We start from the raw sequence: 22,738 nt of genomic DNA, 5'->3' as shown, positions 1-22,738 counted from the left end.
CTTCCACTCACTCGTAGGAGCCCCATGCGCGTCACCTCTGTCGAGTCGACCGAGCTGTTCGTCGGCAGCCCCGAGCACCCCCAGCAGGTGGTGGCGGCCGAGGTCGAGCACATACCGGGCCGTACGGTCCGCCTGACCGTCGAAGGCCCGACCGTCCGCGGTGTCGGGGAGACGGCCGTGACCGTCGGCGAGGACGGCACCGTACGCGCCGAGATCTCCGTGACGGGCGAGAGCGGCCCGATGACGGTCACCGCCGCGGACGGCGAGGAAGTCGCGAGCGCGCAGGGCGAGTTCACCGTCGCCGAGCCCGGCTGGACCATGTTCATGGTCAGCCACTTCCACTACGACCCCGTCTGGTGGAACACCCAGGCCGCCTACACCGAGACCTGGGACGTCGCCGACGACCCGGCCACCACCGGACTGCCGGCCCGCACCTTCGACTCGCGCGGCCAGTCCGGGATGAGCCTGGTGCGCGCCCACTGCGATCTCGCGCGGCGCGACCCGGCGTACACCTTCGTGCTGGCGGAGGTCGACTACCTCAAGCCGTACTGGGACGCCTTCCCGGAGGAGCGCGGCTTCCTGCGCGAGCTGATCCGCACCGGCCGCGTGGAGATCATGGGCGGCACCTACAACGAGCCGAACACCAATCTCACCGGCGCCGAGGCCACCGTACGCAACGCCCTGTACGGCGACGGATACCAGCGGGCGATCCTCGGGGCGACCCCGGAGACGGCCTGGCAGCTGGACGCGTTCGGGCACGACCCGCAGTTCCCGGGGATCATGGCGGACGCGGGGGTCTCCTCCAGCTCGTGGGCGCGCGGGCCGTTCCACCAGTGGGGGCCGACGCTCTCCGTGTTCGGCGAGGAGCCGCGGGATCCCAAGCGGATGCAGTTCCCGGCGGAGTTCGACTGGATCGCCCCCTCGGGGCGCGGGATCCTCACCGCGTACATGGTCAACCACTACGGCGCGGGCTGGCGGATCGACAACGCGCCGACGCTGCCGGAGGCGGAGGCCGAGGCGCTCAAGCTGTTCAAGGGGCTCAAGCAGGTCGCGCTCACCCGCAACGTGCTGCTGCCGGTCGGCGGGGACTACGCGCCGCCGTGCCGCTGGGTGATGGCCATCCACCGCGACTGGAACGAGCGGTACGTCTGGCCGCGCTTCGTCTCCGGCATCCCCCGCGACTTCTTCGCCGCCGTCCGCACCGAGCTGGAGACCGAGGGGCGCAAGGCCTCGCCGCAGACGCGGGACATGAACCCGGTCTACACCGGCAAGGACGTCTCCTACATCGACACCAAGCAGGCCCAGCGGTACGGCGAGACACTCCTCGCCGACGCGGAGGCCTGGGCGACCCTCGCCTCCCTGGTCACCGGCCACGCCTACCCGGACGCGGCCCTCGACAAGGCCTGGCGGCAGCTCGTCTACGGCGCCCACCACGACGCCATCACCGGCTCCGAGTCGGACCAGGTCTACATCGATCTCCTCACCGGCTGGCGGGAGTTGGCCGACCTCGCCGAGACCGTCCACGCCGACGCCACCCAGGCGCTCGCCGACAGCGTGGAGCCCGGCACCGGACCCGACCTGGTCGTCTTCAACTCCGCGACCTGGCAACGGCAGGACGTGCTGACCGTCGACGACCCGGGCCTGGTCCCGGTCGGCGACGACTTCCAGCCGCTGCCCGCCGTCCGCGAGGAGGACGGCACGCTCAAGGTCGTCGTCCCGGAGGTCCCCGGCCTCGGCCTCAAGACCCTGCCGCTGACCGCGGGTTCCATCCCGGAGTGGGTCGCCGGCGAGGGTCTCAGCATCCGCAACGAGTTCTACGAGGTGACGGTCGACCCTTCTCGCGGCGGCGCCGTGAGCAGTCTCAAGTCCGTGAGCGAGGGCGGCCGCGAACTGCTGCGCCCCGGCGACATCGGCAACGAACTCGTCGTCCAGGAGGAGTTCCCCCGCCACCCGCGCTTCGGCGAGGGCCCCTGGCACCTCACGCCGACCGGCACGACCGCCGCCCGCAGCGGGGACGTCACGGCCGACATCGATGTCGAGCACTCCCCCGCGGGCTCCCGGATCACCGTCCGGGCCGACCTCGGCCTCTTCACGTACACCCAGAAGCTGACCCTGTGGAAGGGCGTCGACCGGCTCGACGTCACCACGACGATCGACGGGTACGACGGCGCCGACCGGCTCATCCGGGTGCGCTGGCCGTCCGACGTGCGGGGCGGGCTGCCCGTGCACGAGGTCGCCGACGCGGTGATCGGGCGCGGGTTCGGGTTCGTGGAGGTGGACAGCGAGCGGTTCCCGTGGACGCTGGACAACCCCGCCAACACCTGGTTCGGTCTCGGCTCCACCGCGCGGGTCGCGGTCCACGACGACGCCGGGGTGCTGCTGGGCCACCGGTCCGTCGGGGTCGCGGAGTTGGTGTACGCCGACTGGGACGTGGCCGGTGAGCTGGGCGCCCCGCTGGCGGCCGCCCTGGTCCGCACGGGCGTGACCGCCACCTCGACCATCGCGGGCGGGCCCCGCTACGGCGACCTGGAGGTCGACTCCAACCTGCCGGATCTCCGGATCGCCGTGGGCGGTCCGGAGCGCAACTCCCTGGTCGCCGAGGCGCTCGCCATGGACCCGGCGGCCGAGCGCGAACTGCGCCGCCAGCTCGCCGAGCGGGGCGCGGCCTCCGTCTGGGTCGCGCCGCGCGCCTCGCTGCGCGAGGAGTGGGTGCCCGGCGCGGACCTGCGCGACCTGGAGCGGCTGCCGCTGCTGGTGGTCGCGGGCCCGGACGCGGAGGGTGACGCCAAGGCGGTCGACGCGCTCGTCGCCGACCTCGACGACTTCACCGTCGCGGCCACCGCGGCGGGCGGCGGCGAGGCCCTGCCGCCGGGTGACGCCTGGGACGGGCGCGGCTTCGCCGTCCTGAACCGGGGCACGCCCGGCTGTGTGGTCACCTCCTCCGGCGACCTCTACATGTCCCTGATGCGCTCCTGCACCGGCTGGCCCTCCGGCATCTGGGTCGACCCGCCCCGGCGCACCGCGCCCGACGGTTCGGCGTTCCAGCTCCAGCGCTGGTCGCACACGTTCGAGTACGCGGTCGTCGCGGGCGAGGGCGACTGGCGGGAGCTGGAGCTGCCGGCGCGCGGGCACGCGTACAACCACCCGCTGACGGGACGCGTACGGGGTGAGGGGAGCCCCTCGCTTCCTCGTACGACCTCGCTGCTGGAGGTGGAGCCCGCCCGCGAGGTGATCCTCGACGCGCTGAAGCCGGTGGGGTCGCCGCTGGCCAGGGGCGGTTCGGACGCGGTGGATCCGGGGCGCGGGGTCGTGGTCCGGGTGCACGAGGTGAACGGACGGCCGGTGCGGGCGCGGGTGCGCGGGCCGGTCGGGTGGACCGAGGGCGCGCGGGCGGACGTACTGGAGCGGGCGGGTGAGCCGCTGACGCCGGAGGACGGGGGCGCGCTGGCCGTGGACCTCACGGGCTTCGAGGTGGCCACGGTGCTGGCGACGCCGGTCATCCCCGCCGGGTGCTCCGGCCCCGGTGTCGCGGCGCACGAGCCCGCGCAGCCGGTGCACACGCGGTACTGGCTGCACAATTCGGGCCCCGCCCCCCGCGGCAACATGCCGGTCGCGCTGTACGTCTCGCCGACCTCCCTGACCGCGTCCGGGCCCGTCACGGCGACGGTCCGGGTGAGCTCCGAGCTCACGGACGCGCCAGTCTCGGGGACGGTGTCCTTCGAGGTGCCGTCCGGTTGGTCCGTCGCGCCCTCCGAACTGCCGTACGCCCTCGGTCCCGGCGGGTTCACGCTGGCCGAGGTCACGGTGACGCCGGCTCAGGACGCCGAGCCCGGCCGCCACTGGCTCGCCGCGCGGCTGTCGTACGGCGGTCAGACCTTCGAGGACGTCGTGGGCCTGGACGTGCCCGGCGGGCCGCCCGCGGGGTCGGGCCTGGTGTGCGAGCTGGGCGCGGAGCGGATCACCGTACGGCGGGGAGAGCGGGCCCGTGTCCCGGTCGCCCTGCGCAACACCACCCACGGCCCGGTCACCGGCCAGCTGTGGGCCGTCTCCTCGTGGGGCACCTGGCCTGGGGTCGTTCCGGGCCTCCAGGGCTTCGAGGTGCCCGGCGGGGAGCGGGTGGAAGCGGTGATCGAGGTGGACGGCGGCGCCGTACCCCCCGGCGCGTACTGGCTGATGGCGAAGGCCGCGTGGCACGGCTGCGTGGCGTACACGGAGGCCGTGGTCCTGGAGGTGACGGATGAATGAGGACGTGACTTCGGTGAGCGGGATGAAACCCCCGCACAGTCACGCCCACGCCGATGCCGGGACCGCCGCTCTCATCGGCCCCCACACGGTCCCCAGAACCCGTGTGGACGCCCTTCTCTCCGCCGTTCCCGCCCGGGACCCCGAGACCTCGCGTCCGGAGTCGCTCGCGCGGGCGGAGCGGCAGCGGCGGCGGTGGGCCACGCAGGTGGTCGTCGCCGATGAGCTGGCGCGGCGGGAGTGTGCCGCGCGGGGGCTGAAGGTGCCGCCCGAGGTCGCGCCCGAGCGGCTGCTCGCCGTCGCCGAGAGCGAGGTCGCGGACCTCGGCAGCATCGTCGCCGCGGCGCTCGCCCACTCGGCGGCCGCGCGGACCGTGCTGGACGCCCTGGAGGCCGGACAGGCGGTGCCCGAGGCCGACGTACGGGACTACTACGACCGCAACCGGGACCGCTTCCTGACCCCGGACGCGCTCAGACGCGGCGTCGACCCCTTCGGGGGGACGGCGCCCGGTGACGTGCTGCCGTACGAGGACGTCCGTGAGGGAGTCCTCGAAGAGCTGCGCCGCGCGGCGGGCCGGCGCGCCTTCTTCGGCTGGCTGGACCAGGCACGCAGCGGTGTGGTGTACGCGCACGGGCACGAACACCCTGGTGACCCGAGCCATCCGGACCATGAGCACCGTCACTGATCTCGTACGGAACCTAAACGCAACACGCGAAACCATTGACCTCCGATGACTTCTGGTCCACATTTTCATCAATCGGAGTAGAAGTTGGTTGATTGAACCAGCCGGAGGGCTCATCACATGCGCACACCAAGACTGACCCGCACCCTGACCTGTATCGCCGTTCTGTCCCTGGCCGCCACCGGCTGCGGACTGTCCGGCGGCTCCGACAGCGGCGACGCCACCGCGGGCGGCTGCAAGGTGGACAAGGGCAACGTCGGGTCGGGGAAGCTCTCCGGCGACGTCAAGGGCACGATCACCTTCCAGACGACCAACCTGAAGAAAGACTTCGGCGACTTCTTCAACGGGGTGATCGCCGACTTCGAGAAGGCCCACCCCGGCACCAAGGTCAAGTGGATCGACGACCCCGGCGACAACACCTTCACCAGCCGGACCGTCGCCGACGCCCAGGCCTGCACGATGGCCGACGTCATCAACGTCAACGCCCCGACGGCGACCGCCCTCACCAAGGCCGGCTACCTGCTCGACATCGGCACCAAGGACCCGGCCGCGTCCAAGCCGTTCGTCCCGTCGTTCTGGAAGACCGCGACCTTCGCCGACGCCTCCGGCAAGTCGATCCACACCACGCTGCCCTGGTACACCGGCGGTGTCCTGCTGACGTACAACAAGGACCTGCTGGAGAAGTCCGGCGTCGACCCGGCGAAGCCGCCGACGACCATCTTCGGGCTCTTCGCCGACTACGAGAAGGTCGCCAAGGCCGCCGACGGCAAGTACTTCGCGACGATGGCCAACCCGATCTGGCGCATCCCCGCCGACTTCGACCAGATGGGCATCAAGGTCCTCTCCTCCGACGGCAAGTCCGCCGTCTTCGGCGACGACCCGCGCACCACCCAGTGGGTGGAGTGGATGGCGAAGCTGTACAAGGAGGGCGCGATGCCGAAGGACTCGCTGTCCTCCAGCAACGACCCCTCCACGCTCTACAGCCAGGGCAAGGTCGCGTACGGCTCGACGAACCCGAGCTTCGTGCGGTTCGTGAAGCAGAACAGCCCCTCGATCTACGCCAAGACGGCGGTCGGCCAGCAGCCCTACGACGCCCTCGGCGTCGCCTCCGCCGGCGCCCCGCAGTACATCTCGGTCGCCGCGACCAGCAAGCACGCCCCGGTGGCCCTGTCGTTCGCGGAGTTCCTCACCAACGCCGAGAACCAGACGGCCTGGTGCAAGGACCCGGCCGTGGTGATCTTCCCGACCACCACCGCGTCGCTGAGCGACCCGTTCTTCCAGAACGTCACCGGCACCGACCCGTTCTCCCAGGCCCGCAAGCTCGTCGCCGACCAGCTCAAGACGGCCTCCACCAACCAGACCAATCTCTCCCCGGCCGTGCAGAACGCCATCGTGGCCCAGGTGCAGCTGGCCATGCAGGGCAAGAAGAGCGCTGCTGACGCCGTCAAGGACGCCCAGGAGAAGGCGAACGAGTTGCTGAAGCAGGGCAGCTGACAGTGACGGCACAGATCACGAACCCGGTGTCCGGCGTGGAGCCCCTGACCTCCGCGCCGGGCCCGGCCCCGTCCCGCCTCCGCCGACTCGCCAAGGCCGCGCTTCCCGGTCCCGCCCCCGGGGCCAACGGAGCGGCCATGTACCGCCGTTGGTGGCTGCCGTGGCTGTGGACCGCCCCCGCGATCGCCTGCGCGGTGATCTTCGGGGTGTTCCCGTTCCTCAACACGGTCCTGCTGTCGTTCACCAACGCCAAGCCGCTGGGCGGCGCCGCGAGTTTCGTCGGGCTCGACAACTACACGCGGATGCTCCAGGACGACGACTTCTGGCTCGCCACCCGCAACAGCATCCTGTACGCGGTGATCGTGGTCCCGCTGATGGTGCTGCTGCCGCTGATGCTGGCCGTCCTGGTGGAGAAGAACCTGCCCGGCATCGGCTTCTTCCGGTCGGCGTTCTACACCCCGGTGCTGGCCTCCAGCGTGGTCGTGGGCCTGAGCTGGCAGTGGCTGCTCGCGGACGACGGACTGGTCAACACCTGGCTCCAGAAGGCCCACGTGATCCAGTCGGCGATCCCGTTCCTCTCGGACTCCTGGCTGATCCTGCTCTCCGCGATGGGCCTGACGCTGTGGAAGGGCCTCGGCTGGTACATGGTCTTCTACCTGGCCGCCCTCGGGAACGTGCCCAAGGAACTGCACGAGGCCGCGCAGATGGACGGCGCCGGTGCGGTGCGCCGCTTCTGGCACATCACGATCCCGGGCGTACGGCAGGCCATGATGCTCGTCGGCACCCTCACCGGCATCGGCTCGCTCCGGGTCTTCACCGAGATCTACATGCTCGGCAGCTCCACCGGTGGCCCCGGCGGCGCCGACCGCACCCTGCCGTTCTACATCCGGGACGTCGGCCTGGACCCGATCACCGGCAACGCGGGATACGGCTCGGCCGTCAGCGTGGCCCTGTTCGCGCTGACGCTGGGACTGACCCTGCTGGCACAGCGTCTGACCAAGGAGGACGAGTCGTGAGCACGGTTCTCGAAAGGCGCCGCCGCCTGATGCCGCGTTGGCGCGACTACGGCCGCCCGCGCGAACTCCTGGTCCGCTACCTGCTGTTGCTCCTCGTGCTCGGCCTCACCGTGGGCCCGCTGCTGTGGCAGCTGCTGGCCTCCCTGAAGGGCACGAGCGAGGACGTCTTCGGCGCGAACGCCACCCTGCTGCCGCACCACCCGACCCTGCGCGCCTACCGGACGGTCTTCGACCAGGTGCCGGTGTGGTCGTACATCAAGAACAGCCTGATCGTGGTCGCCCTGTCGATCACCAGCCAGCTGGTCTTCTCCACCACGGCCGGCTACATGCTCTCCAAGCCCGCCTGGAAGGGCCGCAAGGCGGTCTGGGTGGTGCTGGTCGCCTCGATGATGTTCCCCTTCGAGTCGATCATGGTCTCGCTGTTCATCAGCATCCGCGACCTGGGCCTGGTCGACAGCCTGGCCGGTGTGTGGCTGCCCGGCTTCGTCGGCGCGATCAACGTCCTGCTCATGCGCGGCGCGTTCCTCGCGGTCCCGCGCGAGATCGAGGACTCGGCGATGCTGGACGGCGCGAACGAGTGGCAGCGCTTCAAGTACCTGTATCTGCCGTCCGCTTGGGGCGCGATCATGGTGGTCGTCATCAACACGTTCATCAGCGCCTGGGACGACTTCCTGTGGCCGCTGATCGTGCTGCGCTCGGAGAGCAACATGACGCTGACGCTGGGCCTTTCACGGCTCCAGTCGTCGTCCTTCGGCTACGACCAGCGGATGGTCATGGCCGGTTCGGTGATCTCCGTGGTCCCGGTGCTGGTGCTGTTCGTGATCACCCAGCGCTGGTTCTACAAGGGCGTGTCCTCGGGAGCGGTCAAGATCTGAGGTCCAGGGTCAGCGGTACGGCGGTGAGGGCCGCCCGTGCCGACTCGGCGACCCTGATCTCGACGACGTCGGCGCCGGCCAGCTGGTCGGCGCCGAGTCGTGTCACGACCGTGCGGGACGCGCCCGGCGCGAGGTCGACGCCCTCGAAGGCGCACAGTTCCAGGGTGCGCGGCCAGGTGCCGGTGACGAGCCGGCGCAGATAAACCTGCACGACCGAACGCCCGTGCCGCGCACCGGTGTTGGTGACCTCGACGGCGACGGTACGGCCGTCGAGCCGGGGCGTGCCGAACACGAAGTCCGTGTACGCGAGTCCGTGCCCGAAGGAGTAGGCGGGCTCGGCGCTCTCGTCGACGTAGCCGCCGTACTCGGTGTCCTTGTGGTTGTAGTAGACGGGGAGTTGGGTGGCCGAACGCGGCACGGAGACGGGGAGCCGTCCCGTCGGCTCCGCGAGCCCGAGCAGCACCTCGGCGATCGCCTCGCCGCCCCAGGGGCCCGGGTACCAGGCGGTGAGCAGGGCGGGCGCGCTGTCCGGGACGACGTGCGGGCGCCCCTGGATCAGCACGACCGCGGTGGGCGTGCCGGTGGCGACGACGGCGTCCAGCAGCGCGTACTGGGCCGCGCCGAGCCGGAGTTGGGCGAGGTCGACGCCCTCGCCGCAGGTCATCTCGGACACGGCTTTCAGGGCCGCCCCGTTGGCGTCGAACTCGGTGTCGGCGCTACGGGCGCTGCTGCCGCCCAGCACCAGCACGGCGAGGTCGGAGGCGGCGGCCTCGGCGATCGCGGCCGGGATCCCGGAGAGGTCGTCGCCGGTGAGGGCGCAGCCGCGGGCGTGCCGGATGTCGAGTCCGGGCGGGGCGAGCCGGCGCAGGGCGTCGAGGACGCTGCCGCCGGTGCCGGGGAGCTGCGGGGCCGTGTAGTCGCCCGACTGGTGGGCGGTGGTGGCGGCTTGGGGGCCGAGGACGGCGATGCGGGAGACGTTCGCGCCGATGGGCAGGACGTCGTCGTTGCGGAGGAGGGTGACGGCGGCGCGGGCGAGTGCGGTGCTGATCTCGGCGCCCGCGCGGGGCAGTTGGGCCTGCTCGCCCTGCTCGTCGAAGAGTCCCAGCCGGAACTTGAGCCGCAGCACCCGGGCGACGGCGGCGTCCAGCACGTCCTCGTCGACGAGCCCCCGCTCCACCGCCTCCTCCAGATGCGTGAAGCCCTCGTCCCAAAGGCTCAGGTCCACACCGGAGTTGAGGGCGAGCGCCCCGGCGGACACCGTGTCGCCGGTGATACGGGCCAGCCGGTCGACGGCGAGGCCGTCCGCCATGACCAGTCCCTCGAAACCCCAGTCGCCCCGCAGGAGTTCGGTGAGCAGGGCGCGGTTGCCGGAGCAGGGCATGCCGTCGACCTCGTTGTACGCGGCCATGACGGCGGCGGCACCCGCGCGGACACCGGCGCGGGCGGCGGGGAGGTGGATCTCGTGCAGCTCACGCCAACCGAGTTCGGATTCGGCGGAGTTGCGGCCGCCGACGGTGGCGCCCTGGCCGGCGAAGTGCTTGAGGACGACCGGAGCCTTGTCGGCGGCGAAGGTCTCCGAAGGTGTGCCCTGCATGCCGTGCACGACGGCTTCGGTGAGCCGGGCGGCCAGGTACGGGTCCTCGCCGAAGCACTCCTCGGTGCGGCCCCAGCGGGGGTCGCGGGAGATGTCGAGCGCGGAGACGAGGGCCACGTGGCCGCCGCGGGCGCGGAGTTCGGCGGCGGCGTGGGCGGCGGCGCGCTCGTAGAGGGCGGGGTCCCAGGTGGCGCCGACAGCGAGGTTGACGGGGAGGACCGTGCCGTCGAGGGCCATGAGGCCGTGCGGGACCTCCTCGACGAACAGGGCGGGGATGCCGAGGCGGCTCCGCTCCACGACGTGCCGCTGCACCAACTCGGCGAGGGCCGCGCCCTGTTCGGCCCCGGGCCCGTTGTCGTGGTCGACGCCGGACCAGGCGTCGGCGCGCTGGAGGCCGTACAGGGCACCGAGCCCTTCGAAGCGCTCGGTCTCGGCGTACAGGGCGTCGGTCAGCTCGAAGTCGCCGTCCGGGGTGCGGCGGTAGGCGTCCCAGCCGTACATCCGCTGGTTCACCTGCCCGACCTTCTCCCGCAGGGTCATCCGGGAGAGGAGATCCCGGACGCGGCTCTCGATGGGAGCGGTGGGGTCGCGGTACACGAGGTCACTCATCAGCCGTTCCCGCCGTGCAAGATCCGCGCCAGCGCCACCGCGCCCGGTCCGCCGTCGGCCACCCAGTCGAGGCTCAGGTCCAGTGCGTGCAGGCGCTCTGTCAGGGGGGTGGTCATCGGGCCCTCGGGGCCGAGGAGGCCGCCGGTGGCGACGATCCGCTCGCCCGGGCCGGGTGCCAGCGCGCGCACCGTGTCCAGCAGGTGGTCCGCGGCCTCGTCCAGGATCTCCAGCGCGACGGCGTCCTTCTCCGCGGCCGCCTCGGCGACCAGCGGGGCGAACCGGGAGAGCCGGATCGGCGGGTCCGCCATCACCGCGGGCAGCAGATGCCGGCGGAAGTCCTCACGCCGGGCGCGGGACCAGCCGGGGACGCCGGTGCCCTGGGTGCCCGCGCCGACCGGACCAGGGGCGCCGCCCCTGTCGTACGACGAAATGCTCGCTGTGGGCAGGACGTCCACGGGTAGGCCGAGGGTGCGGCCGACCCACCCGGCGAGGACGGTCGCCCGGCCCCGGCCGTCCGCCATGCGCAGGGCCGCGCGGACCGCGCTGCGGCCGATCCAGAAGCCGCTGCCCTCGTCGCCGAGGAGCCAGCCGTCGCCGTCCACCGTGGTCGTGGCCCGCCGGCCCGCGATGCGCATGGCGACCGCGCCGGTGCCCGCGACCAGGGCGAGGCCCTCGGCCGGGGCGCCGGGGCCACCGGCGAAGGCGGCCTCGATGTCGCTCCAGATGCCGACCGGACACTCGGGCACGCCCAGCCGGCGCAGCGCCTCGGTGAGGGCTGCGCGAGCCCGGAGGGTCCCGGGATCGTCCGCGGCGGCGGCCGTGGCACCCGCGAAACCGCCCGCCACGGCGACCACCTGGGAGCGCGCCTCCTCCGGCACCGCGGCGGCGAGCGCCTCAGCCAGATGGTCGGTGAGCTGCGGGGGCGCCACGGTGATGGCGTTGCCCGGACCGGCGGTCGCCTCGGCGAGCACACGGCCGTCCGCGGCACCGGCGAGAACGGCGCGGGTGCGGGTGCCACCGGCGTCGAGGCCGATGACGAGGTCTTGGTTCAAATCATTGCCCATCACTGACTATGGTGGTTGATACATTCGCGCAGGACAAGAGCAAGACGCGAACAACCGGACAAGAGCACCAGGAAGCCGGCCCCAGGAGGATCCCATTTCCACGCTCCGCTTCGGCGTCAACTACACGCCCCGTCACGGCTGGTTCCACTCCTGGCAGGACTTCGACCCGGCCCGGACCCGCGAGGACCTGGCCCAGATCGCCGGACTCGGTCTCGACCACGTCCGGGTCTTCCACCTGTGGCCGCTCCTCCAGCCCAACCGCACCCTGATCCGCACGGCCGCCGTCGACCAGCTGGCGCAGCTCGTCGACCTGGCCGCCGAGGAGGGCCTGGACGTCCTGGTGGACGGTGTGCAGGGCCATCTGTCCAGCTTCGACTTCTACCCGGAGTGGACCCGCAGCTGGCACCACCGCAACGTCTTCACCGACCCCGAGGCGATCGAGGCCCAGGCGAACCTGCTGCGCACCCTGGGCAGCGCCCTGGCCGGCCGCCCGAACCTCATCGGCCTCCAGCTGGGCAACGAGATCAACAACCTGATCGAGCACAACCCGGCCACGGTGACCGAGGTCGACCACTACCTCGACACGCTGCTGGCCGCCGCACGCGAGGGCCTGGGGACGTCCGGTCTCGTCACCCACTCCGCCTACGACGCGGCCTGGTACGGCGACGACCACCCCTTCACCCCCGAGGCCTCGGCCCGCAAGGGCGACGTCACCACGGTCCACCCCTGGGTCTTCTCCGGCGGCTGCGCCCGCCTCTACGGCCCCCGCTCCCCCCAGGTCCACCACCTCGCCGAATACGGCACGGAACTGGCCAAGGCCTACGCCACCGACCCGTCCCGCCCGGTCTGGGTCCAGGAGACGGGCGCCCCCGAACCCCACATCCCGGCCGCCGACGCCCCCGACTTCGCCCGCGAGACGGTCCTCAACGCCTCCGGCTGCACGGGCCTGTGGGGCGTGACGTGGTGGTGCTCCCACGACGTCGACCGCTCCCTGGCGGACTTTCCGGAACTCGAGTACACGCTGGGCCTCTTCGACTCGGATGGCCGGAGGAAGCCGATCGCGGAGTCTTTGGCGACGACGATCACGGAACTCCGGGCGAAGCCGTGGACGCCCGAGGCACGGGATACGGCCCTGGTCCTGGACTGCACCCCGTCGACCCGCTCGACGTCGGGCCCGGGGGGCGCGTACTTCGAGGAGTGGATGCGGCGACGCCAGGAGGGGCTCCGCCCGGCGGTGGTACTGGCGGACCGAGCGGAGGACTCCGAGTACCTGGCAGCAAGGGGAATCAAGGAGCTCATAAGAACTCCGTGACGGATTCCTGCTTTTAGGGGCGCGGGGAACTGCGCGACCAGCCCCCACCGGCCGTTAGCCGCAATCACCGCGCCCCGACGAGAACTTCCGCCACCGCCCGCAAATTGACCTTCCCCCGCCCGTAAGAACACAACGCCCCTCCTTCGGGAAGCCCCGTGGCAACCCGAACCCCGTCCGGCCGCCGGCCCATCAACGCATCCACGATCCGCCCCTGCCAGGGATACAACCCACCGTCACTCGTGGCGACAACCAACGGCACCCCCTCGGCCCGCCGCAGAATCCCATCGACCAGCGCCCCGAGATCCTCCGGCTCCCCGGAAACCGCCGTCCCGGTAGCCGAGGAATCCACCTCGTGCACGGCGGTCAGCAGATCCTCCCCACCCCAGTTGAGTGCGGGATGCGGCGCCGGAAACAGGTCGACGACATGCGCACCGGTCACGACCCTCGGAGGCTTCTGCCCGCCCACAGCCCGCCGGGCAGCCTCAAGCCCCACCCCCGCGTCCCACGCACGAACGGCGAGAGAGGACTCGGCGTACCGCTCGGAGAGCCTCCGCACCCGCTCCGACGCCTCCCGCACCCGCTCCTCGGCCAGCACCCCGGAGTGCAGCGCCCCGAGCACCGCGTCCCGGCACTCCAGCGTGACCCCGAGATCGGGCACGGCGACGATCACCTGGTCCGCCCCCGCGGCGAGCGCGATCCGTGCCCCCGCCGCCTCCCCGTACTGGTCGGCGATGGCCTTCATCTCCAGCGCGTCGCTGACGAGCACCCCGTCGAACCCGAGCTCCAGCCGCAACAGATCCCGCAGGATCCGCCGGCTGAGCGTGGCGGGCCGGTTCTCGTCGAGCGCGGTGAAGACGACGTGCGCGCTCATCAGCATGGGCACGCCCGCGGCGATCGCGGCCCGGAAGGGTTCGAGGTCGAGTTCCTCGTACGGCCGCGGGTCGACGGCCAGCTCGTGGTGGCTGTCGGTGAGCGTGCCGCCGTGGCCGGGGAAGTGCTTGGCGCAGGAGGCGATGCCGCGCGCCTCGGTCGCCTCGATCCAGGCCCGCAGGTGCCGGGAGACCACGCCGGCGTCGGTGCCGAAGGCGCGCGTGCGCACGATCGGGTTGTCGGCCTGCTGCTGGATGTCGGCGACGGGGGCGTAGGAGACGGTGATGCCGAGCGACGCGAGGTGCCCGGCGAGCGCGTCGGCGCAGCGGGCGGTGAGGGCGGGGTCGTCGACGACGCCGAGGGCGTAGTTGCCGGGGACCTCGGGGGCGCCCGCGGTGACCAGGTGGCCGATGCCGCCGCCCTCGTTGTCGATGGCGACGAGGAGGTCGGGCCGGAGGGCGCGCAGGGTGTCGGTGAGCCGGCGCACCTGCTCCGCGTCCCGGATGTTGCGGGTGAAGAGGATGACCCCGCCGAGGCCGCGGTCGATGAGCCGCTTCAGGGTGTCCGGCACGACGGTGGTGCCTTCGAATCCCGCGACCAGACAGCGGTGGGCCGCCTCGTCCAGGTCGACGGGGAGAGCTGCGCGGGCGGGCAGGGGTTCGGTGTGTGTCACCCCTGAAATCCTCTGGCTGGCTGAGCCGAAAGTCAACAGATAGATGGTTTGGTCATTCAATAAGGCCTTCGGCCCCCACTTGTGTCACAGGTCACTCCATGCACGGGCATCGAAAGGCGCGAAGGAGGCGTCGTGTCCCTAACGAGACATCAGAAACCGTGAAAGGAAAGCGAGTTGGCCCGTCGATACAAGTGGGTGGACCGCGAGCTGGCCCGCTTGGACCCGGAGTCGGACTGGGAGCGGATGATCGCGCTCTACGTCGGTCATCGCGTCCCCGAGTTCGCGCTGGCGATGACGATCCATCCCGGCACCATGCACATGATGCAGCCGAGCCTCGTCTCCGCGACCCTGGCCCACACCGGCAAGCTGGAAACACGACCGCTGAGGCGGTTCCGGGACGGCAACGCCTTCCTCACGGCCTGGATGATCGACGGCGTGTCCAGCGAGGCCGGCCGCCGGGCCGCCGCCCGTCTGAACCGCATGCACCGCTCGATCGCCCGCCGCACCCCGCACCTGCCCGGCAACTTCGACGACGTCGACGACTTCGTCTATCCGCTGGTCCTGCTGGCCACCTTCGGCGACCGCCTCCAGACCTCGCTCGGCCTGCCCGGCCTGAGCGACCCGATGAAGACGGCGTGGCACCACTGGGCGCGGGCCCTCTTCCGCCTCCTGGAACGCGAGTCCGGTCCCCTGGCCGACGAGGCGTTTCCCGAGGACTGGGACGCGATGACGGAGTTCGCCGCGAAGTTCGACGCCCGGCCGTACGAGCCGACGGAGTCCGGCCACCGGGTGGCGACGGCGATGATGAACTTCTTCGCCGACCACTGGTTCCCGGCCCCCTTACGCCCCTTCGCCCGCGACCTCACCCGCTACCTCGCCGGAGAACGCGTCTGCCGCCTGCACGGCATCGGCTGGATGCCCCCACACCGCGAACGCCTGATCCGCACCTTCCTCAAAGCGGCGTTCCGGGCCCAACGCCTCCTCCCCGACCGCCGCACCCTGTGAAGCGGCTCACTACGATCACCGTCATGGACTGGGTGGAGCGCGCCGCGAAGCTGAGACAGTGGAGCCGGGACGGTGTCCGGGCCCCGCACAAACCCCTGCTCCTGCTGTACGCCCTGGGCCGCTACCAGGCCGACACCGAGGACGCGTTGCCGTACACCGCGGTGGAGGGCGATCTGAAGCGGCTGCTCACGGAGTACGGTCCCGCCCGCGCGACAACCCCCGCGTACCCCTTCCACCATCTGACCAACGACGAGGTGTGGGAGGTCCGCACCGACCGCGGCGCCGGAAGCCCCGGACCGGCCGTGGGGAAGCTGCGCGAGAGCCGGGCCGCCGGGCGGCTGGCCCCGGACCTGCGGGCGGCGCTCCGGCGGGAACCGTCCCTGCTCGGCCGGATCGCGAGGGTGCTGCTGGATCTGCACTTCCCGCCGTCTCTGCACCAGGACCTGTGCGACGCGGTGGGTCTGGAACTGGAGCCGGCCGAGACGGGGTTCCTGACGGCTCCCGACCGACGCCAACGCGACCGCCGGATGCGGGAGTCGGTCCTGACCGCGTACGAGTACCGGTGCGGCTACGACGGCATGATCGACGCCGCGCCCGTCGGGCTGGAGGCCGCGCATGTGCGCTGGTGGGCGTTCGACGGCCCGGACGACGTCGACAACGGCCTGTGCCTGTGCTCCCTGCACCACAAGCTCTTCGACAGAGGCGTCCTGGGCATAGGCGACGGCCACCGCGTCCTGGTCTCCCAGAGCTTCGTCGGCCGCAGCCCGGCGGCCCACACCCACGTCCTCGCCCTCTCGGGCCGCCCCCTCCTCGGCCCCCAGCCCGGCACCCGCCCGGTAGCCGACACCCACCGCGCCTGGCACACCAAGGAGGTCTTCCGAGGCGCCCCGCGTGAGAGCGACCCCTCGGGCGTGAACACCGTGTACGCCGAGTCACCGTACACGGACGGAACGTAGACAGTACGTCGATCAAGTCGTCACTCTGAGTGCGTCGATCGCGGGGAGATCACGCACACGCACCTGGAGGTGGCCGCGTATGACGGGCAGCAGTGACGAGTCGGCGGGGCACGAGGAGGAGCGGGAGCCCGATCCCGCGGACAGCATGCGGGTCTTCGGGGCCGTGCTCCAGGCCCTGCGCGAGAACGCGGGGCTCAGCCGGACCGAGCTCGGGGAGCGGGTGCGGTTCTCCAAGCACACCGTGACCTCAGTGGAGTTGGGCCGGCGGATGCCGGACGAGTCGCTGGTGGAGCGGGCCGAGGAGGCGACGGGGAACACCGGCGCGCTGCGGAGGTCGGCGAAGCTACTGACGCGTGGCGAGGCGGGTTTGGCCGCCTGGTTCCGCCGGTGGGCGAGGCTGGAGCGGATCGCGGTCAGCCTGTGCACGTACGAATGCCGGTTGGTGCCGGGGCTGTTGCAGTCGGAGGGGTACGCCCGGGCCGTGTTCGAAGGCACCATCCCGGTGGTCACGGACGAGCAGTTGGAGACGCTCCTGTCCGTACGGCTGGAGCGGCAGAGGATGTTGCACGAGCGGCCGACGGTCCCGTTCAGCTTCATCGTCGAAGAGCACGTCTTCCGGCGCCGGTTCGGGGACGCGGGTCAGATGCGGGCCATGATCGACCACGTCCTGGAGCACAGCGCACCGCGCAACGTGACGCTTCAGATCATGCCGCTGGAGGGCGGGTTGCACGCCTGTCTGGACGGTCCGGTGCAGCTTCTGGAGACACCGGAGGGGCGGCGGTTCGGGTACTCCGAAGGGCAGCAGAACGGGCGCTTGATCGGCGACGTGAAAGAGGTGAGCCTCCTCCAGCAGCGCTATGACACACTGCGCTCGCAGGCCCTCAACCCGCAGGAATCGAGGGGTCTGTTGGAGCGACTGCGAGGAGAGCTATGAGCACGACGGAACTCACCTGGTTCAAGTCCAGCTACAGCGGCAGCCAGGGTGACAGCTGCATCGAGGTCGCCGTCACCCAACAGGCCGTCCACGTACGGGACTCCAAGGACGTGACGCGTCCCGACTTCACCGTGGGACGCGTCGGATGGGCGAACTTCGTGAGGTACGCGGCGCGCGGCTGAGCCCTACTCCGCCGTCAGCCGCAGCGAGATCGAGTTGATGCAGTACCGCTGGTCCGTAGGCGTCGGATACCCCTCGCCCTCGAAGACGTGGCCGAGGTGGGACCCGCACCGCGCGCACCTCACCTCGGTCCGCACCATCCCGTGCGAGCGGTCCTCGATCAGCTCCACCGCGTCCGTGTCCTTCGGGTCGTAGAAGGACGGCCAGCCGCAGTGGGACTCGAACTTCTCGGTGGAGGTGAAGAGTTCGGCGCCGCAGGCGCGGCAGGAGTAGACGCCGGTCGTCTTGGTGTCGGTGTACTCCCCCGTGAAGGCCGGTTCCGTCCCGGCCTTGCGCAGGACGGCATACTCCGCCGGGGTCAGCTCCGCGCGCCACTGCTCGTCCGGCTTTTCGACGTCGTACGACATGAAGATCGGCCCCTTACTTCGCGAGACGGTCCAGGATCAGCGGGCCGAGGTCCGTCACGTCACCCGCGCCCATGGTGAGAACGAGATCACCGGGCTTCGCCATTCCCGCCACCACCGACGGCACGTCCGCCTTGTCGTGGACCGCCGTCACGTCAGCGCCCGCGGCCCGCGCCGCCTCGATGATCAGCTCGCTGGTGATGCCGGGGATCGGGTCCTCGCGGGCCGGGTAGATGTCCAGGACCACCGAGGCGTCCGCCAGCGCGAGGGCCTGGCCCATCTCCTTGCCCAGCTCCTGTGTGCGCGAGAACAGGTGGGGCTGGAAGACGACCAGGATGCGGGCCTCGCCGGCCGCCGCGCGCATCGCCTCCAGGTCCGCCGTCATCTCGGTCGGGTGGTGGGCGTAGGAGTCGATGACCTGCACGCCCGCCGCCTCGCCCTTGAGCTGGAGGCGGCGCTTGACTCCGGTGTACGCGGCCAGGGCGGGGGCCAGCTCGGCGGCCGGGACGCCCAGCGCCGCGCCCGCCGCCAGCGCGGCCACGGCGTTCAGCGCGTAGTGGCGGCCGGGGACGGACACCGTGAAGGTCAGCTCCACGCCGTCCATGACGGCGGTGACCTCGCTCTTCAGGCCCTGCGGGACGATCGACAGCACGCGCACGTCGGCGTCCGCCGCCTCGCCGTACGTCACCGTCCGCACCGAGCCGCCGAGCCCCAGCCGCCGCGTCAGCTCGCGCGCGCCCTCCTGGTCGGCGGAGACCACCAGTGTGCCGCCGGGCACGATCCGGCCCGCGAACGTCTCGAAGGACTCGTAGATCTCCTCCATCGACGCGTAGTTGGCGTGATGATCGAGTTCGACGTTGAGGACGATCGCGACCTCGGGCGCGTACTTGTGGAAGCTGCGGTCCGATTCGTCCGCCTCGGCGACGAAGATCTCGCCGTCGCCGTGCAGGGCGTTCGAGCCGGGTGCGTCGAGGTCGCCGCCGATCGCGTACGACGGCTCCAGGCCCAGTTCGGACAGGGAGACGGCCAGCATCGACGTGGTCGTGGTCTTGCCGTGGGTGCCGGCGACCGCGATCGGCCTGAGGCCGTCCATCAGCGAGGCGAGGGCGTCGGAGCGGTGCACGACCGGGATGCCGAGCTCGGCCGCGCGGGCCAGCTCCGGGTTGTCGGCCCGGATCGCCGAGGACACGACCACGCTGGTGGCGTCCGAGGCCAGGTGCCCGGCCGCGTGCCCGATGTGCACGGTCGCGCCGAGCGCCCTGAGCGCCTCGGCGGTCGCCGACTCCTTGGCGTCGCTGCCGGCGACCTTCGCGCCGCGCTGCGCGAGGATCTTCGCGATCCCCGACATCCCGGCCCCGCCGATGCCGATGAAGTGCGGTCGGTCCATGGCGGTAGGAAGGCCGGGTGCCATGTAGGTGTCTCCCAATGGTGGTGCGGTACGGATGCGGGGTCAGCCTATGCCTTGCTGTGCGAGAACAGCTTCAGCACCGGTACGCCCACCTTGTGACGGGCCCGGGAGGCCCAGTCCCGGTGGAAGAACTCCTCCACGTAGTGGGGGTCGGTCAGGACGATCACCTCGTCCGCGCCGGTCTCCTCGACCAGGGACTTCAGCGCGTCCAGGGGATGGTCCTCGATCAGCCGGCCCTCGGCCTCGCTGCCGGACGCCCTGAGCGCCTGGAGGGACACCTCCAGCGCCTGCTCCCCCACGCCCTTCGCGGCCTCGCCCTCGGGTGTGTCCCGTTCCCGTACGGCCTCGTCCAGCTCGCCCAGGGCCACGTCGTCGATGGCCCGCAGCAAGCGGTCGGCCTGATCCCCGCGCGGCTGGAGCAGCACGTGGAAGGCGACGGGCTCGTCCCCGTGCAAGGTGGTGACGAACTCCACGTCGGCGGACGTCAGGGCCTTCTCGATCATCAAAACGCTTCTGAACACCGGGCGTCCCCTTCTCTGAGGCTCTGCGGAAACCATCCTGCCCCGTGATCGCACGGGGACTGCCGGACTTAGTGTGCCCATCGGAAGCTAAACGGAACGGCAGATTCCGCTGATGTCGACGACAGCGGTACCGCTCGAACCCCTATGCGGACCAGGAGGGGTCGGTCAAGCCCCGCGGTCAGGCCCGGCAGTACCGGCTGAAGAGGAACCCGTCCTCCTCCAGCAGCGACGCCAGCGCGAACCGCGAGGGCACGGCGACCGACGGCCCGCCCGCGATGCGCTGCGCGTCCCCCGCGGTGAGCATCGGCGCCACGGTCAGACATAGCTCGTCGAGCACCCCGGCGGCGACCAGCTGGCCCAGCAGCCGCGGTCCGCCCTCCGTCAGCAGCCGGGTGTGCCCGAGGTCCGCCAGCGCGCTCACGGCCCGTGCGGGGTCGACGCCGACGCCGTCCCCGGCGATCACCACGCGCGCGCCGGCCTTCTCGGCCGCGGCGACACGGTCCGGGGCGGCCGCGGCGCCGGTGAGGATGAGGGTGGGGACCAAGGGGGACGTGTAGAGCGGGAGCGAGAAGTCCAGGTCCAGGCTCGCGCTGATCACCGCGATCGCCGGGGCGGGGCCCTGTCCGGCCGCCTCCCGGAGCGCCGCGAACTCGGCACGCGCGCGTGCGGGCCGGTACCCCTCCTGGCGTACCGTTTCCGCACCCGCCACGACCACGTCCGCGAGCGCCCGCAGGGTGCCGAAGATCCGCATGTCGGTCGCGCTGGAGATCGGCTGGGAGCGGCCGTCGTGCTGGGCGGCCCCGTCGAGCGTGGAGACCATGTTGGCCCGCAGCCACACGTCCGGTCCGCCGGCGGCGGGCCCGAGCGCGGGGTAGGCGTAGGCGTCGGCCAGCTCGTCGAGGCTCCACTCGGGGCCCGCCGAGCCGCCCGCCGAGCCGCCCGTCGAGCCGCCCTCCGGCCCGCCGGGAATCACTGTCTGGTCGGTCACAGGGAACAGACGTCGCATGTCGTGCAGTCTGGCACGACCCTTAGCATGGGTAACCGTGTCTACTTCTCCCGCCGCGTCCGGGTTCGGCTCCATAGCCGACACCGCCCCGCTGTCCCTGTGCGCGCGCGAGCCGCACGTCCCCGCGGACCGGCTGGTCGCCGAGATGGTGCCGCCGCCGCGGTTCGACTCGGTGCGGTTCGACACGTACCTCCCGGACCCGAACCAGCCTTCACAGACCGAGGCCGTCGGCGTCCTGGAGTCCTTCGCGGCGGGACTCGGCGGCGCACACGCGGTGGGCGGCGGCAAGCGGGGCTTCCTGGGGTTCGGCAGGTCCCGGGCCGCCAAAACGCCGGCCGGCCCCCGCGGCGTCTACCTCGACGGCGGCTACGGCGTCGGCAAGACCCACCTCCTCGCCTCCCTGTGGCACGCCACCCCCGCCGAGCCCGCCCTCAAGGCGTTCGGCACCTTCGTGGAGCTGACCAACCTCGTGGGCGCCCTGGGCTTCCAGAAGACCGTCCAGACCCTCTCCGGCCACCGTCTGCTGTGCATCGACGAGTTCGAGCTGGACGACCCGGGCGACACCGTCCTCGTCTCCACCCTGCTCGGCCGGCTGGTCGACGCGGGCGTGGCGCTCGCGGCCACCTCCAACACCCTGCCGGGCAGGCTCGGCGAGGGCCGGTTCGCGGCCGCCGACTTCCTCCGTGAGATCCAGGGCCTGTCCGCCCGCTTCCGCCCACTGCGCATCGACGGCGAGGACTACCGTCACCGCGGGCTGCCCGAGGCCCCGGCCCCGTTCGCGGACGAGGAGGTCACGAAGGCGGCGTACGCCACCGAGGGCGCCTCGCTCGACGCGTTCCCGGAGCTGCTCGCCCACCTCGCCAAGGTCCACCCGAGCCGCTACGGCGCCCTGACCGACGGCCTGAAAGCGGTGTGCCTCACGGATGTGCGGCCGGTGCCGGACCAGGCGACCGCGCTGCGCCTCGTGGTGCTCGCGGACCGCCTCTACGACCGCGAGGTCCCGGTCCTGGCCTCCGGACAGCCGTTCGACCAGCTGTTCAGCGAGGAGATGCTGAACGGCGGCTACCGCAAGAAGTACTTCCGCGCGATCTCCCGCCTCACCGCACTCGCCCGCGACGCCAAGGGCCTCGTCGAGGGTTCCTAGCGCGTCAACTCCAGAAGATCAAGAGCCGGTTCGAGTCAGCCACCGGCACGCTTCAGCCTCTCTTCAGCCGGAAACGTTAAGTTAACGCTGCAAACAACTTTGCCGGGCTAATGTGTTTCTTGACCAGCCATTGACCAGGCTTTGGTCCGGACTAGAGGTGCGAAGTACGGGAAGGGGGGCGCATGTTCCGAGGTACGACGGTACGGACCGCGATCGCGGCCCTCGCCGCCGTCCTGCTGGCCCTCCAGTTCTTCGCACCGACCGAGTGCTTCGCATCCGCGTACACAGGCCGTCAGGTCGAGGCCAAAGCCCATGCCGGAATCACCCTCTCCGGCAAGGCCTCGCGCACCGAAGCCTCCCCCCGCCACTGCACCCCGGCACGGGACCCGAACGGTCCCCTGCGCGCCCGCGACCGGCTCCGCGCCGCCGACCTCGCCCCTGAGGGGCCCGAGCGCCCACTGCTGGCTCAGGAGCCGGCGGCCGCGTCCCGCGAGCAGGCCACACCGGGTGGCGTCCCGCTGTCGAGACCCTCGACGGCCCACGCTCCGGCGGCACTTCAAGTGTTCCGCTGCTGACAGCAGAGCAGTCCCCCACTTCACCTGTATCTCTGTCCCCCACACCGACGCGCCGGTCCGGCGCGCCAGGAGGAGTCACCCCATGCAGCCCCTCATCGACAACGCCCGTACGTTCGGACAGCGCCCTGAGGAGTTCGCCAAGCTGGCCGAAGGCCAGTCCCCCCAGGTCCTGTT

18 protein-coding genes and 2 pseudogenes are annotated in these 22,738 nt (G+C 71.5%); 13 read left to right on the top strand and 7 right to left on the bottom strand.

Annotation, left to right across the window (positions count from 1 at the left end; genetic code table 11):
• Positions 1-24: 24 nt before the first annotated feature.
• The 5 genes from ABZ896_RS00100 to ABZ896_RS00080 all read left to right on the top strand — a co-directional run bounded on the left by ABZ896_RS00100 (position 25) and on the right by ABZ896_RS00080 (position 8,309).
• The gene (locus ABZ896_RS00100) at positions 25-4,245 is read left to right on the top strand and encodes an NEW3 domain-containing protein (RefSeq protein WP_360919290.1); all 4,221 of its coding nucleotides are present in this window, start codon (positions 25-27) and stop codon (positions 4,243-4,245) included.
• A gap of 22 nt (positions 4,246-4,267) precedes the next feature.
• Positions 4,268-4,927, top strand: a complete 660-nt coding sequence (locus ABZ896_RS00095; protein WP_360919741.1) for a peptidyl-prolyl cis-trans isomerase — start codon at positions 4,268-4,270, stop codon at positions 4,925-4,927.
• Positions 4,928-5,044: 117 nt separating this feature from the next.
• On the top strand, positions 5,045-6,418 hold the full coding sequence (locus ABZ896_RS00090) for an extracellular solute-binding protein (RefSeq protein ID WP_360919287.1): 1,374 nt from the start codon (positions 5,045-5,047) through the stop codon (positions 6,416-6,418).
• Positions 6,419-6,420: 2 nt separating this feature from the next.
• Complete coding sequence (locus ABZ896_RS00085) at positions 6,421-7,434, top strand: sugar ABC transporter permease (protein WP_360919285.1); 1,014 nt, start codon at positions 6,421-6,423, stop codon at positions 7,432-7,434.
• A gap of 29 nt (positions 7,435-7,463) precedes the next feature.
• Positions 7,464-8,309, top strand: a complete 846-nt coding sequence (locus ABZ896_RS00080) for a carbohydrate ABC transporter permease (RefSeq protein WP_360919738.1) — start codon at positions 7,464-7,466, stop codon at positions 8,307-8,309.
• On the opposite strand, the gene ABZ896_RS00075 is transcribed toward ABZ896_RS00080, so the two are convergent.
• Both ABZ896_RS00075 and ABZ896_RS00070 read right to left on the bottom strand, forming a co-directional pair.
• Positions 8,299-10,512 carry a glycoside hydrolase family 3 N-terminal domain-containing protein gene (locus ABZ896_RS00075; protein ID WP_360919282.1) on the bottom strand — a complete coding sequence of 738 codons (2,214 nt, stop codon included), beginning with the start codon at positions 10,510-10,512 and terminating at the stop codon, positions 8,299-8,301. The genes ABZ896_RS00080 and ABZ896_RS00075 overlap by 11 nt on opposite strands.
• Positions 10,512-11,576 (bottom strand): BadF/BadG/BcrA/BcrD ATPase family protein, encoded by a 1,065-nt coding sequence (locus ABZ896_RS00070; RefSeq protein ID WP_360919279.1) that lies wholly within the window; start codon positions 11,574-11,576, stop codon positions 10,512-10,514. Before ABZ896_RS00070 ends, ABZ896_RS00075 begins: the two co-directional genes overlap by 1 nt.
• Before the next feature lie 8 nt (positions 11,577-11,584).
• Here ABZ896_RS00070 and ABZ896_RS00065 point away from each other — a divergent pair.
• Positions 11,585-12,888, top strand: a pseudogene (locus ABZ896_RS00065) (glycosyl hydrolase).
• Positions 12,889-12,952: 64 nt separating this feature from the next.
• Here ABZ896_RS00065 and ABZ896_RS00060 read toward each other — a convergent pair.
• Positions 12,953-14,431, bottom strand: a complete 1,479-nt coding sequence (locus tag ABZ896_RS00060; RefSeq protein ID WP_360919275.1) for a glycoside hydrolase family 3 N-terminal domain-containing protein — start codon at positions 14,429-14,431, stop codon at positions 12,953-12,955.
• Between the two features lie 174 nt (positions 14,432-14,605).
• Here ABZ896_RS00060 and ABZ896_RS00055 point away from each other — a divergent pair, with 174 nt between their 5' ends.
• From ABZ896_RS00055 to ABZ896_RS00040, 4 genes are all read left to right on the top strand, one after another.
• Entirely contained in the window at positions 14,606-15,436 is an 831-nt protein-coding gene (locus ABZ896_RS00055; protein ID WP_360919272.1) for an oxygenase MpaB family protein, read from the top strand.
• Between the two features lie 23 nt (positions 15,437-15,459).
• A complete protein-coding gene (locus tag ABZ896_RS00050) occupies positions 15,460-16,392 on the top strand; it encodes a phosphorothioated DNA-binding restriction endonuclease (protein ID WP_360919269.1) in 933 nt (310 codons plus the stop codon).
• Positions 16,393-16,471: 79 nt separating this feature from the next.
• Positions 16,472-17,326 carry a helix-turn-helix transcriptional regulator gene (locus tag ABZ896_RS00045; RefSeq protein WP_360919266.1) on the top strand — a complete coding sequence of 285 codons (855 nt, stop codon included), beginning with the start codon at positions 16,472-16,474 and terminating at the stop codon, positions 17,324-17,326.
• Positions 17,323-17,508, top strand: a complete 186-nt coding sequence (locus ABZ896_RS00040; RefSeq protein ID WP_360919263.1) for a DUF397 domain-containing protein — start codon at positions 17,323-17,325, stop codon at positions 17,506-17,508. The genes ABZ896_RS00045 and ABZ896_RS00040 overlap by 4 nt, the downstream gene beginning before the upstream one ends.
• Positions 17,509-17,511: 3 nt before the next feature.
• Here the strand turns inward: ABZ896_RS00040 and msrB are convergent, their stop codons facing one another.
• From msrB to ABZ896_RS00020, 4 genes are all read right to left on the bottom strand, one after another.
• The gene (msrB, locus tag ABZ896_RS00035; RefSeq protein ID WP_360919260.1) at positions 17,512-17,913 is read right to left on the bottom strand and encodes a peptide-methionine (R)-S-oxide reductase MsrB; all 402 of its coding nucleotides are present in this window, start codon (positions 17,911-17,913) and stop codon (positions 17,512-17,514) included.
• Positions 17,914-17,926: 13 nt separating this feature from the next.
• Positions 17,927-19,321: a UDP-N-acetylmuramate--L-alanine ligase gene (gene murC, locus ABZ896_RS00030; protein WP_360919257.1), complete on the bottom strand. Its 1,395-nt coding sequence runs from the start codon at positions 19,319-19,321 to the stop codon at positions 17,927-17,929.
• 44 nt (positions 19,322-19,365) lie between these two features.
• Positions 19,366-19,821, bottom strand: coding sequence for an indole-3-glycerol phosphate synthase (locus tag ABZ896_RS00025; RefSeq protein WP_360919253.1), 456 nt, complete (start codon positions 19,819-19,821; stop codon positions 19,366-19,368).
• 196 nt (positions 19,822-20,017) lie between these two features.
• Complete coding sequence (locus ABZ896_RS00020) at positions 20,018-20,845, bottom strand: pyrimidine reductase family protein (RefSeq protein ID WP_360919250.1); 828 nt, start codon at positions 20,843-20,845, stop codon at positions 20,018-20,020.
• A 37-nt stretch (positions 20,846-20,882) separates the two neighbouring features.
• Between ABZ896_RS00020 and zapE the strand changes: the two genes are divergently transcribed.
• The 3 genes and pseudogenes from zapE to ABZ896_RS00005 all read left to right on the top strand — a co-directional run.
• Positions 20,883-21,989 carry a cell division protein ZapE gene (gene zapE / locus ABZ896_RS00015; protein WP_360919247.1) on the top strand — a complete coding sequence of 369 codons (1,107 nt, stop codon included), beginning with the start codon at positions 20,883-20,885 and terminating at the stop codon, positions 21,987-21,989.
• Between the two features lie 182 nt (positions 21,990-22,171).
• Positions 22,172-22,564 carry a hypothetical protein gene (locus ABZ896_RS00010; RefSeq protein ID WP_360919244.1) on the top strand — a complete coding sequence of 131 codons (393 nt, stop codon included), beginning with the start codon at positions 22,172-22,174 and terminating at the stop codon, positions 22,562-22,564.
• A gap of 82 nt (positions 22,565-22,646) precedes the next feature.
• A pseudogene (locus ABZ896_RS00005) lies at positions 22,647-22,738 on the top strand (carbonic anhydrase); the annotation flags it as partial.

It is taken from the genome of Streptomyces sp. NPDC047072, assembly GCF_040643855.1.
Classification (GTDB): domain Bacteria; phylum Actinomycetota; class Actinomycetes; order Streptomycetales; family Streptomycetaceae; genus Streptomyces.
This window is presented reverse-complemented; position numbering and strand designations above follow the sequence as displayed.

Coding starts and splice junctions, on each gene's coding strand:
- ABZ896_RS00100 (WP_360919290.1), top strand. CDS start 25: ATGCGCGTCACCTCTGTCGAGTCGACCGAGCTGTTCGTCGGCAGCCCC.
- ABZ896_RS00045 (WP_360919266.1), top strand. CDS start 16,472: ATGACGGGCAGCAGTGACGAGTCGGCGGGGCACGAGGAGGAGCGGGAG.
- ABZ896_RS00040 (WP_360919263.1), top strand. CDS start 17,323: ATGAGCACGACGGAACTCACCTGGTTCAAGTCCAGCTACAGCGGCAGC.
- ABZ896_RS00090 (WP_360919287.1), top strand. CDS start 5,045: ATGCGCACACCAAGACTGACCCGCACCCTGACCTGTATCGCCGTTCTG.
- ABZ896_RS00095 (WP_360919741.1), top strand. CDS start 4,268: ATGAAACCCCCGCACAGTCACGCCCACGCCGATGCCGGGACCGCCGCT.
- ABZ896_RS00070 (WP_360919279.1), bottom strand. CDS start 11,576: ATGGGCAATGATTTGAACCAAGACCTCGTCATCGGCCTCGACGCCGGT.
- ABZ896_RS00025 (WP_360919253.1), bottom strand. CDS start 19,821: ATGATCGAGAAGGCCCTGACGTCCGCCGACGTGGAGTTCGTCACCACC.
- msrB (WP_360919260.1), bottom strand. CDS start 17,913: ATGTCGTACGACGTCGAAAAGCCGGACGAGCAGTGGCGCGCGGAGCTG.
- ABZ896_RS00080 (WP_360919738.1), top strand. CDS start 7,464: ATGCCGCGTTGGCGCGACTACGGCCGCCCGCGCGAACTCCTGGTCCGC.
- ABZ896_RS00050 (WP_360919269.1), top strand. CDS start 15,460: ATGGACTGGGTGGAGCGCGCCGCGAAGCTGAGACAGTGGAGCCGGGAC.
- ABZ896_RS00010 (WP_360919244.1), top strand. CDS start 22,172: ATGTTCCGAGGTACGACGGTACGGACCGCGATCGCGGCCCTCGCCGCC.
- ABZ896_RS00075 (WP_360919282.1), bottom strand. CDS start 10,512: ATGAGTGACCTCGTGTACCGCGACCCCACCGCTCCCATCGAGAGCCGC.
- ABZ896_RS00020 (WP_360919250.1), bottom strand. CDS start 20,845: ATGCGACGTCTGTTCCCTGTGACCGACCAGACAGTGATTCCCGGCGGG.
- murC (WP_360919257.1), bottom strand. CDS start 19,321: ATGGCACCCGGCCTTCCTACCGCCATGGACCGACCGCACTTCATCGGC.